Source organism: Micromonospora sp. C31, assembly GCF_018070575.1.
GTDB lineage: Bacteria > Actinomycetota > Actinomycetes > Mycobacteriales > Micromonosporaceae > Micromonospora.
Genome location: NZ_JAGPXN010000022.1, coordinates 76,342 through 87,554 on the forward strand (window position 1 = coordinate 76,342; position 11,213 = coordinate 87,554).

The window sequence follows — 11,213 nt, forward strand, 5'->3', positions numbered from 1 at the left end:
CGCTACCACACGGAAACTCCCCGATCAGCGTTGACGGGGGCAAGGGGGCGGCGCACATGGGGTCGGTGGACCACTCTAGTCGGGCCCGCTCCGGGCGTGGTCTGTGCACACCGTTTGCCTGCCTGTCGGGGCACTGATGGAGATCCGCGTCCTCGGGCCGGTGGAAGTGGCCGATGGCACCACGCCCATTCACGTCGGCGGGCCCCGTCAGCAAATCACTCTCGCCATGCTCGCCCTGCACGCCAACTTGGTGACGCCGGTCAATTTGCTGGTAGACGCGGTCTGGGGTGACAAGCCCCCGACGACGGCGCGTTCGCAGATCCAGATCTGTGTCTCTGCGCTGCGCCGGGTCCTCGCCGACGCCGGCCGCCCGGATGCGATCCTGACGCGCACCTCCGGTTACCTGCTCGACGTCGGTCCCGACGAACTCGACCTGGCCCGCTTCACGAGCCTGGTCGCCGCGGCCCGGGAACACGACGAGCGGGGCCGTCCGGCGGCGGCGGCCGAGGAGCTGACCGGAGCGCTCGCCCTGTGGCGGGGCCCGGCGTTGCTCGGGGTCACCAGCGACCTCGTGCAACGGGAGGCGGCCCTGCTCAACGAGCACCGGCTGGCGGCGATCGAGGACCAGATGCGGTTGGCACTGCGGCTCGGCCGGCACGAGGAGGTCATCGGTGACCTATTCGACCTGGTCGACAAGCATCCCTTCCGGGAACGTCTGCACGGATCGTTGATGCTGGCCCTCTACCGCTGCGGCCGGCAGGCCGAGGCGCTGGAGTGCTACCGGCGGATGCGGATGGCCCTCAGTCACGAGCTGGGCCTCGAACCCAGCCGCGACCTCCAGGAGTTGGAGTTCGCCATCCTCAACCGCGACGACGCGCTGCGGCTGCCCGACGGCGGCACCTCGGACGCCGTGGTGGTCGACGCCGATACCGCCGGAACGGAACGGGCCCCCGTCGCCCCCCGGGTGCCCCGCCAGCTTCCCGCCTGCCCCCCGGACTTCATCGGCCGGGACGCCGAGCTGACCGCGATCCGCGAGCACCTAACCGTCCGGCCCTCCGACGCCATCGGCGGGTCGGTCCGGATGGTGACCGTCACGGGCAAGGCCGGGGTGGGCAAGTCCGCCCTCGCCATTCGGGCCGCACACCTGCTGGCACCCTCGTTTCCGGACGGTCAGCTCTATGCCGGTCTGGACAGCCGGACCGGCCCGGACGCCGTCGCGGCGGTGATCTCCCAGTTCCTGCGCGCGCTCGGCGTCCCCGGGCATTCGGTCCCCGAGGATCCGGCCGAGCTGGCCGCGCTCTATCGCAGCCGACTGGCCGACCAGCGCATCCTCGTCGTCCTGGACGGCGTCGACGACGAGGCGACGGTGAACGCCCTGCTCCCCGGCAGCGGGCACTGCGCGGTGATCGTCTCCAGCCGGTCCCGCCTCACCGGTGTGGCGGGGGCGCTGCGGGTGAACGTCGAGGTGATGGAGCCCGATCAGTCGGTCGAGCTGCTGTGCAGGATCGCCGGCCGGAGACGGGTCGAGGCCGAGATCCCCGCCGCCCTGGAACTTGCCGCCATCTGCGCCGGGCTGCCGTTGGCACTGCGCATCGCCGGTGCCCGACTCGCCAGCCGGACCCACTGGCCAGTCGCCAAACTCGTCCGCCGGCTGCGTGACCAGGAGAACCGGCTCGACGAGTTCGCCCACGGCGGGATGGAGCTGCGCTCCACCATCGGCTTGGCGCACTCCGCCCTCGGCGAGCGGGCCCGGCGGCTGTTCCGGCTGCTGGCACTCCTGCGCACCGGCGACTTCGCCGGCTGGACGGCGGCGGTGCTGTTGGAGACCGACTACGCCACCGCTGAGGACATCCTCGAGGAACTGGTCGACGCCCAGCTCCTCGACGTCGTGGCAGCCGGCGGGAAGCCGGTCCGCTACGCATTTCACGACCTGATCCGGGTCTACGCCTGCGAGCAGCTCTGCGGAGCCGAGCCACCCGAGGTCAGGCGACGCGCACTGCGCCGCGTGCTCGGCGGCTGGCTGACGCTCGCCCGGGAGGCACACCGCCACGAGTACGGGGGTGACTACACCCTCCTGCTCGGCGACACCGAGTTGCAGCCCGTACCCGCCGAGGCGGTGCACGAGCTGGCCGAGGACCCGATCAGCTGGTGGGAGACCGAGCGACACGCGTTGGCCAGCGCCGTACGCCAGGCCGCTGAGCACGGCCACACCGAGCTGAGCTGGGAACTCGCCCTGACCTCGGTCACCCTCTACGAGGCCCGGGGCTACTTCGACGACTGGCGGGAGACCAGCCAGGTCGCCCTGCGCGCCGCCGCGCAGGCAGGGAACCGCCGCGGAATCGCTGCGATGCGCTACTCGCTGGGCACCCTGCACCTGGCCCAGAAGCGGTTGACCGAGGCGTCGGAGGACTTCGACGCCGCCCTCGGGCTGCTCGACGACGAGTACGACGAAGCCCTCGTCCTGCGGAACCTGGCGTACATCTACGGGCTGCGCGGTGACGACACCGCCCGGGACGAGCGGTACCGCCGGGCGCTGCGCGGTCTGCGCCAGGCGGGGGACCACGTCGGTGAGGCGCACGTGCTCTACAACATGGCCGGGATCCGCCTCGAGCGCGGCGGGTACGCCGAGGCGCAGGAGATGCTCGACGCGGCGCTCGCCATCTGCCAGCGGGTCCGCTGCCTGCGGGTGGAGGCCCAGGTGACCTTCCGCCTCGGCGAGCTGCACCTACGCTCCGGCGATCTCGACCGGGCCCGGCGGCGGTTCGAGGGGGTGCTGCGGATCGTCCGTGAGACCGACGACCGGATCGGCAAGGCGCACGTCCTGCACGGCCTCGCCACCGCGCAGTGGAGCAGCGGACGGGCCGACCTCGCGACCGCCACCTTCGCGCAGGCGCTCACTGCCGCCCGACGGGTCGGGGAACGGCTGATCGAGGGCAAGTGCCTCTATGCCCTCGGCGAGATGGCCCTGGACGACGCGGTCGACACCGCGTTGACGCACCTGGGGGCGGCGCTGGCGCTCTTCGAGGATCTCGGTGCGACGGTCTGGGAGGCGAAGGTGCTCTGCGCCCTGGAGGAGGCGTACCGCAGGGCCGGGAACGGCCGGAACTCCTACCTCCGGCTGGTGCCGCGCCGGCGGGCCGTCCTGGAACGGTCCCGGGCGACCCAGGGTCAGCAATGTCCGCGCCTGGTCGGCGACGTCGGCTGCGCCTCCCCGGAACTGCCGAGTCGGCGGCGCGGGACGAGCCAGCCGGGCGGTGAGCCGCGGCCGGCTCCGGGCTCCGCCCTGCGGATCATCGACGGTGGTTGAGAGCGGGTAACCAGGTCCTGGGTGCAGTGGGGTGACCGGGCGGCCACGGGACCGTTCCCGTGGCCGCCCGGTCACCGTGTCCAACGGGAACGGCCGGCGCCGGCTGACGGATGGTCGGCGGTAGGGTCGCGGTCTGCGCCCGCCGTGCTGGCGGGGGTGTGCACCCCGACGGCCTGCCCGCTGGTGAAGCGTCCGCCGTGGTCGAGTCGGCTGGGGCGCGTTCCGCCACGGTCGCCGGACGGGTGCTAGCAGCGCCAGTGGGTGTCGCACTCGAGGATGAGGGCCGCTGGAGGGCTCTCAACCATCCGCCAGTGGGTGTCGGCAGGATCTGCCACCGGCGCGGCGAGTGCCAGACACACCCCGGCCAGCGCGGCGGTCGTCAACGTCATCAGGGCCGACTCGAGCCTGGTCCGCATCTACTGGTCCTCCCTAACTGGGGTCCGCGCCATCGGGCGGGACGATCCTCTCGTGCCGGAACCCAGTAGACCGATCAGCGCCTCCGATCCGCTATCGGCCCGGTTTCGGCGCCGCCACCCGGCCGATAGCCCATCGAAGGCCGGTCGATGCCACCGCCGGTCACGATCGGAGCAGTCGCAGCGAAGGAGGATCCCCGTTGACTGAGCATGTCCCGATCGCCGAGGCGCCCCGTTGCGTGGCTCCCCGCTGCGGACGAAGCGGCGCACCTCGGCTCGCCCGCCCGGGGGCCCAGCTCTGCCTGATCTGTCAGGAGCGCCTGGACGGACACCTGGCCGCGCTGCCCCGCCAGTACCACCGTTCGATGGGCGCGCTGACCAGGTCCCCGGGTAAGGGCGAACGGATCCGCGGTGGTGGCAGTAGCTACGGCATTCCGCTGCACTTCGCAACGGTGGACGCGCGGGCCGCGGCCGAGTCGGTGCTCTCCTGCTGGGCCCAGCTCGTGGTGGACGAGCGCGACGTCGCCGCCCCGCGGCGGGACGTGTCGGAGATGGCCCGGTTCCTCCGGCTGCACCAGGAGTGGCTCGTCGCGCACTCGGCCGCCGGTGAGCTGTCGTACGAGATCGGCGCGTTGTACGGACGGTTCCGCGCCCTGCTGGACGCGGACGAGCCGCGTCGGATGTCGCTCGGTGCCTGTCCCGCGTCGGAGTGCTCCGGCACGATCAGCGCGGCGCTGCGAAACGAGGAGCCCGGCGGCGAATGCTCCGACGTGCGGTGCTCGGACGATCCCGAACACCACTGGCCGGTCGGTTCCTGGGGGGTGCTGCGTCAACTGCGGCAGCGGACGAGGGGGGCAGCGTGAACGGGTTGAGCGCCAACGACATCGCGACCATCTGGAAAATGCCGGCGAAAACTGTCTATTGGCTGGCGCACAAGCACGGATGGCGCCGTTACCGCGATTCCGGTAAGACCTTCTACCACCCGGATGACGTACTGGACGCCCTGGGCTGAGTGCTCGGGTCGCGACTGATCTGGCTCTTCCCGGCCGATTGCCTCGAACTGCGCTCACTTGGGCATCCGCTCTTGGCGGTCGGCTGCACCGCCTATCGCGGAACCCCTGCGTGGGCTCGTCCGGATCTGCCCGTGGTCGGCGTGTGACAGCTCGCCTGTCGACGATTTCTCCTTTCCTGGGGAATCGTGGACGGCGAGCTTCTCGCGTTGCCCCGGAGGGCCACGGAGAAACGTTCGACGGAAGTCGGCACAGGAGGGTTGACAGCCGGCGGGCGTACCAAGAAGATGAATCTACGGTGGCATTCCTGTGTTCAGAGATCCCCGAGAGCCGGCGGGTCTGCGACCGGGTCCCGCGCGGGAGACAGCACAGTCGGCGGAAGACAGCACAGCCGGACGTCCTCTCCCGTCGTGGCCGAGCGGCCTCCCGCCAGGATCGGCCCGCATCGTGGCCGGCCCCGCCGCGTCCTGCCCGTCAAGCGACGTACGGCTGGCCCGGGGTGCTGCTGATCGGCGGCGCGGCCGCTCCTCGCGTACTCCGGGCCTGACACACCACCGGCACCACCTGCTCCGGACGTACCGGCCCACCTGCCCCCGGGCGGGGTACCCCGGATCGACGGCCGGCGGCGGCTCCGGGGCCGAAGCGCCGCACTCCGGGCCGCGTCGGCGCAGGGGTGCTGGCCCGACCTACCGAACGGGCACACCCACCTCGGCACCCTGCTGGTCGGGGGCGCCCGCCGGGAGCAGACCTCACTCCACCAGGACCGAACCCAGGACCGGGCGCCGACCGGCGACCCCTCACCTCTGACCAAGCGCAAGGAGATGCCGATGGAAGCCGCGCTGCGCGAAGCGACCACCCCGCGGACCGGCGCACCCCCGCCTCGGCCCGTGGCGTTCCTCTTCCCCGGTCTGGGCGACCACCACCCGGACATGGGCCGGCACCTGTACCGGGACTTCACCGCCTTCGCCGAGACCGTCGACACCTGCGCCGAACTGCTCCGTGCCGAACTCGACCGGGACATCCGGGAGGTCATCTTCGCCGGCCCGGCTCGCCCGGCCGGGCAGTCCGGCGGGCTGGACCTGCGGGCGCTGCTCGGCCGGGGGCAACCAGCCGCCGCCGACAGCGAACTGGACCGTACCGCCCTGGCACAGCCGGCGCTCTTCGTCGTGGAGTACGCCCTCGCCCGGTTGTGGCAGCGGTGGGGCCTCCAGCCGGAGGTGATGCTCGGCTACAGCCTCGGCGAGTACGTCGCCGCGTGCCTTGCCCAGGTGCTGACTCTGGAGGAGTCGCTGACCCTGGTCGCCCGGCGTGCTCGACTGATCGAGTCGCTTCCCCCCGGGGCGATGCTGGCGGTCACCCTCCCCGAGGAGGAACTGCTGCCGCTGCTGACCGAGGGGCTCTCCCTTTCGGCGGTCAACGGCCCCGAGTTCTGCGTGGTGGCCGGCCCGGTCGACGAGGTCGGTGCGTTGCGCGAACTGCTCGCCGCCCGGGACGTGGTGACCCGGCCGGTCCGTTCCGGCCATGCCTTCCACTCGGCCATGATGCTGCCGATCGCCGACCAGGTCACGGAGTTGGCCCGGACCCTGCACCCCCGGCCGCCCCGGATCCCCTACGTCTCCAACGTCACCGGCGAGCTGATCACGGCGGCGGAGGCGACCGATCCGGGCTACTGGGCACGACACCTGTGCAGCCCGGTCCGCTTCGCGGAAGGGCTGCGTACGGTCGCCGGGGAACGGCTCCTGCTGGAGGTCGGTCCGGGGCAGACGCTCAGCAGCATGGCCACCAGCTTCCGGGGCGGTGACCCGGGTGCGGTGGTCGCCTCCATGCGTCACCCCCTCGACGGCCAGGACGACAGCGAGGTGCTGCTGCGGGCGGTCAGCCGGCTGCGGCAGGCCGGCGCCGACCTGGACTGGCAGCGTCTCCCGGCCGGCGACACGCCCGCCCCCGACGCGCCCGCCAGCTCGAAGGCCGGCGGGCCGACCCCCGCCACACCGACCGAGACCGCGCTGACCGAACTCTGGGCCCGGCTGCTGAAGACCGACGACATCCCCCGGGACGTGAGCTTCTTCGACCTCGGCGGGAACTCGCTGACCGCCTCCCGGCTGGCCCTTCGGATCACCCGCCGCTTCGGCGTCGAACTGACCCTGCGGACCATCTACGGCAACCCCACCGTCGCCCGGATGGCCGCCGTCATCGACGGGCAGACCCCACCCGCCGAGCCCGCCGCCACGACGCCGGCCGCCCCCGGTCGCAACCTCGTCACCCTGCCCAACGGGCTGACCGTTTCGCAGCAGAACGAGGCCGAGACGAAGCACTTCTACGAGGACATCTTCGAACATCGCGGCTACGCGCGGCACGGCGTGACCATCGCCGACGGCGCGACGGTGGTCGATGTCGGCGGCAACATCGGGCTGTTCACCCTCTTCGCCCACGCGGAGGCGAAGGACGTACGGATCTTCACCTTCGAGCCCGCGCCGCCGATGTTCGCCCACCTGAGCCACAACGTCGCCGCGCACGGCGTCGACGCGACGCTCTTCAACATCGGCCTCTCCGACCACGAGGGAACGGCAGAGTTCACCTTCTACCCGCGCAGCTCGGGGATGTCCTCGTTCCATCCCGACGAGGACGAGGAGAAGCGGAACCTGCGCACCGTCATCGCCAACCAGTTCAGCAGCGACGGCCCGGCCCCGGAACTGGTCGGCTTCGCCGAGGAACTGGTCGACGTCCGGTTCGAGGCGGTGCCCTTCACCGCCCGGCTGCGCACGCTCAGCTCGGTCATCCGGGAGGAGGGCATCGCCCAGATCGACCTCATCAAGATCGACGTCCAGAAGGCGGAGCTGGACGTCGTCCGCGGCATCGACGACGAGCACTGGCCGCTGATCCGGCAGATGGTGCTCGAGGCGCACGACGGCGACGGCCGCGTCGATCTGCTCCGTCGGATGCTCGTCGGACACGGCTTCCAGGTGCTGGCCGTGCAGGACGAGCTCTATGCCGGCACCGACATCTACACCATCTACGCGACCCGGGACGGACGATGAGCAGCAGCGGCAGGGACAACGAGCACCAGCTCGTCGGCGTGGTCGGCGCGGGCGTCATGGGCGTCGGCGTCGCACAGAGCCTGAGCCAGAACGACCACCGGGTGATCCTGGTGGACGTCTCCGACGCGGTCCTGGACCGGGCCCGCGCGGAGCTGCGCAACAACCTGCGGACCATGGTCCTGTTCGGCGGCGACCGGTCGATCGACATCGACGCCACCCTGGACCGGGTGCACTTCACCACCGACTACGACGCCCTCGGCGCGGTGGACTTCCTGGTGGAGAACGTCACCGAGGAGTGGGAGACCAAGCGTGAGGTCTACCGGCGGATCGACACCATCTGCAAGCCGGAGACCGTCTTCGCGGTGAACACCTCGGCCATCTCGATCACCCGGGTCGGCGGGGTCACCAACCGGCCCGAACGGGTGGTCGGTACGCACTTCATGAACCCGGTCCCGGTCAAGCCGATGGTCGAGGTGATCCGCGGTTTCCACACCACCGACGAGACGATCGACGAGACCACCCGTTTCCTCGCCGGCATGGGCAAGGAGTGCACGGTGGTGCAGGACTCCCCGGGCTTCGTCTCCAACCGGGTGCTGATGCTCACCATCAACGAGGCGATCTTCCTGGTGCAGGACGGCGTGGCCGAGCCGAAGGCCGTCGACCGGATCTTCCGGACCTGCTTCAGCCACCAGATGGGCCCGCTCGAGACCGCGGACATGATCGGTCTGGACACGATCCTCAAGTCGGTCGAGGTCCTCTACGAGAGCTTCAACGACGACAAGTACCGACCCGCCCCGCTGCTCAAGAAGATGGTCGACGCCGGCCTGCACGGACGGAAGTCCGGCCGTGGCTTCTACGTCTACCGCTGACCGCCGCATCCTTCGAGGAAGAGGACCCACGCAATGAGCACCGACGTTCGTGACCGCATCGCCGACTACCTCGCCAAGTTCTTCCCGGTCACCGACCTGCAGGACACCGACGACATCTTCAAGCGCGGTTTCGTCAGCTCGCTCTTCGCGATGCAGCTCGTCGCCTTCGTGGAGCAGGAGTTCGGGGTGACGGTGGAGAACGAGGACCTGGAACTGGACAACTTCCGCTCGATCGCGTCCCTGGAGCGCTTCGTCACCGGCAAGCTCGCCGCGCCGGTGGCCCGGTGAGCACCCTCCTGGGGCGGCCACCGGTCGCCGACATCATGCTCGACGACGAGCAGTCGGCGGCCCGCGCGGAGTTCGCCGACTTCGTCGACCGCGCGATCGTGCCGGTCGCCGGCGACCTGCACCGGGCCCAGCGCACCCCGCCGGAGCTGATCCGCACCCTCGCCGACGTCGGCTACCTGGGGCTGCCGGTGCCCCGCGAGTACGGCGGCGGCGGGTGCGACGCGGTCACTCTCGGCCTGCTGGCCGGTGAGCTTGGACGAGGCTGTTCCTCGCTGCGCAGCCTGCTGACCGTGCACACCATGGTGGCCCACGTGCTGGCCCGGTGGGGCACCCGGGAGCAGCGGAACTCCTGGCTGCCCCGGCTCGCCGCCGGCAGCAGCATCGCCGCCCTGGCCCTCTCCGAACCGGAGGTCGGCAGTGACGCCGGCGCGGTCCGGACCCGGATCACCCCCACCGACGGCGGTTTCCTCGTCGACGGAAGAAAACGCTGGATCACCTACGGGCACGTCGCCGACGTCTTCCTCGTGGTGGGGCGGGGACCGGACGGTCCCACCGCGGTGCTGGTCGAACGGGACCGGGCCGGGGTTCGGACCAACCTGATCACCGACCTGATCGGGATCCGGGCGTCGATGACCGCGGACATCCGGTTCGACCAGGTCCGGGTACCCGAGGCGAACCTCGTCGGCCGGGTCGGCCTGGGCACCACCCAGGTCGCCGGTACCGCGCTGGACCTCGGCCGGTACACCGTGGCCTGGGGATCGGTGGGCATCATCGAGGCGTGCCTGCGTGCCTCGGTGCGCTACGTCAACGATCGCGAACAGTTCGGGGTGCTCATCCGGGAGCACCAGCTCGTGCGCCGGATGGTCAGCGACATGTTCGCCGACTACCGCGCCGCCCGGCTGCTCTGCCTGGACGCGGGACTGCGTCGTGACCGTCGTGACCCGACCGCGCTGCCGGCGGCGGCACTGGCCAAGTACCGGGCCTCCACCGCCGCCGTGCGCGCCGCCACCGACGCGGTGCAGCTGCACGGCGCGAACGGGTGCAGCGACAGCTATCCCGTCCAGCGCTACCTGGGGGACGCCAAGGTCATGGAGATCATCGAAGGCAGCACGCAACTGCACCAGGTCGGCCTCGCCGACTACGCCTTCCAGGAGTTCGCCGCCGTGTCGATGGGGAGCCAACCGTGACGGACGACGAGAAGACGATCAAGTGCGTGGTCTGGGACCTGGACGAGACCGTCTGGGACGGCATCCTGCTCGAGGACGCCGAGGTGAAGCTGCGCCCCGGCGTCCTCGAGGTGATGCGCACGCTCGACGAGCGGGGCATCCTCAACTCGGTGGCCAGCCGCAACGAGCACGACCTCGCGATGCGGAAGCTGACCGAGTTCGGGGTCGCCGAGTACCTGCTGCACCCGCAGATCAACTGGGGTCCGAAGTCGACGTCGGTACGGACCGTCGCCGAGGCGATCAACATCGGGCTGGACACCGTCGCCTTCGTGGACGACCAGCCGTTCGAACGCGACGAGGTCGCCCACCTCCTGCCCGAGGTGCTCTGCATCGACTCCCTCGACGCCGAGCGGATCCCCGACCTGGCCCGGACGCAGCCCCGTTTCGTCACCGACAACGCCCGTCGCCGGCGGGTGATGTACCAGGCCGACGCGCGCCGGACCGAGGCCGAGCAACGGTACGAGGGGACCAGCGCGGATTTCCTCGCCTCGCTGGACATGCGCTTCTCGATCGCGCCGGCCGCCGAGGTGGACCTCCAGCGCGCCGAGGAGCTGACCGTCCGCACCAACCAGCTCAACGCCACCGGTTACACCTATTCGTACGAGGAACTCGACGCGTTCCGCCGTTCGCCCGACCACGACCTCTACATCGCCGCCCTCGACGACCGGTACGGCACGTACGGGCAGATCGGTCTGGCCCTGGTGGAGCGCGGCACGGACGCCTGGACGATCAAGCTCCTGCTGATGTCCTGCCGGGTGATGTCCCGGGGCGTCGGTTCGGTGCTGCTCAACCATCTGATCCGTACCGCCGCCGCGGCCGGGGTGCCGCTGCGCGCGGAGTTCGTCCCGACCGACCGCAACCGCACCATGTACGTGACCTACAAGTTCGCCGGGTTCCGTGACCTCGGCGGCACCGGCGGGGTGCAGCTGCTGGAGCACGACGGCAGCGACGTGCCGGAGTTCCCGCCGTACATGACGGTCACCGTCGCCTGACCCCGCATCACCCCGGCCACCGCGCGTACGACGCGCGGTGTCGACTCCGCACGCCCCGAGGCCACCGTGA

Annotated in this window: 9 protein-coding genes; 8 read left to right on the forward strand and 1 reads right to left on the reverse strand. The window is 70.9% G+C overall.

Going from position 1 to position 11,213, the window contains the following annotated elements; all coding sequences use genetic code 11:
* Nucleotides 1–136 precede the first annotated feature (136 nt).
* Nucleotides 137–3,307 carry a BTAD domain-containing putative transcriptional regulator gene (locus KBX06_RS24140; RefSeq protein ID WP_210838937.1) on the forward strand — a complete coding sequence of 1,057 codons (3,171 nt, stop codon included), beginning with the start codon at nt 137–139 and terminating at the stop codon, nt 3,305–3,307.
* Between the two features lie 245 nt (nt 3,308–3,552).
* On the opposite strand, the gene KBX06_RS24145 is transcribed toward KBX06_RS24140, so the two are convergent.
* Nucleotides 3,553–3,723 carry a hypothetical protein gene (locus KBX06_RS24145; protein WP_210838939.1) on the reverse strand — a complete coding sequence of 57 codons (171 nt, stop codon included), beginning with the start codon at nt 3,721–3,723 and terminating at the stop codon, nt 3,553–3,555.
* Nucleotides 3,724–3,920: 197 nt separating this feature from the next.
* Between KBX06_RS24145 and KBX06_RS24150 the strand changes: the two genes are divergently transcribed.
* The 7 genes from KBX06_RS24150 to KBX06_RS24180 all read left to right on the forward strand — a co-directional run bounded on the left by KBX06_RS24150 (nt 3,921) and on the right by KBX06_RS24180 (nt 11,143).
* The gene (locus tag KBX06_RS24150; RefSeq protein WP_210838942.1) at nt 3,921–4,583 is read left to right on the forward strand and encodes a hypothetical protein; all 663 of its coding nucleotides are present in this window, start codon (nt 3,921–3,923) and stop codon (nt 4,581–4,583) included.
* A gap of 5 nt (nt 4,584–4,588) precedes the next feature.
* Nucleotides 4,589–4,732 carry a hypothetical protein gene (locus tag KBX06_RS24155; protein WP_210838975.1) on the forward strand — a complete coding sequence of 48 codons (144 nt, stop codon included), beginning with the start codon at nt 4,589–4,591 and terminating at the stop codon, nt 4,730–4,732.
* An 825-nt stretch (nt 4,733–5,557) separates the two neighbouring features.
* Nucleotides 5,558–7,768, forward strand: a complete 2,211-nt coding sequence (locus KBX06_RS24160) for an FkbM family methyltransferase (protein WP_210838944.1) — start codon at nt 5,558–5,560, stop codon at nt 7,766–7,768.
* Complete coding sequence (locus tag KBX06_RS24165; RefSeq protein ID WP_210838945.1) at nt 7,765–8,637, forward strand: 3-hydroxyacyl-CoA dehydrogenase family protein; 873 nt, start codon at nt 7,765–7,767, stop codon at nt 8,635–8,637. Before KBX06_RS24160 ends, KBX06_RS24165 begins: the two co-directional genes overlap by 4 nt.
* Nucleotides 8,638–8,670: 33 nt before the next feature.
* Nucleotides 8,671–8,925, forward strand: coding sequence for an acyl carrier protein (locus tag KBX06_RS24170; protein ID WP_210838947.1), 255 nt, complete (start codon nt 8,671–8,673; stop codon nt 8,923–8,925).
* On the forward strand, nt 8,922–10,112 hold the full coding sequence (locus tag KBX06_RS24175; protein ID WP_210838949.1) for an acyl-CoA dehydrogenase family protein: 1,191 nt from the start codon (nt 8,922–8,924) through the stop codon (nt 10,110–10,112). The genes KBX06_RS24170 and KBX06_RS24175 overlap by 4 nt, the downstream gene beginning before the upstream one ends.
* Nucleotides 10,109–11,143 (forward strand): HAD family hydrolase, encoded by a 1,035-nt coding sequence (locus KBX06_RS24180; RefSeq protein ID WP_210838952.1) that lies wholly within the window; start codon nt 10,109–10,111, stop codon nt 11,141–11,143. The genes KBX06_RS24175 and KBX06_RS24180 overlap by 4 nt, the downstream gene beginning before the upstream one ends.
* Nucleotides 11,144–11,213 lie beyond the last annotated feature (70 nt).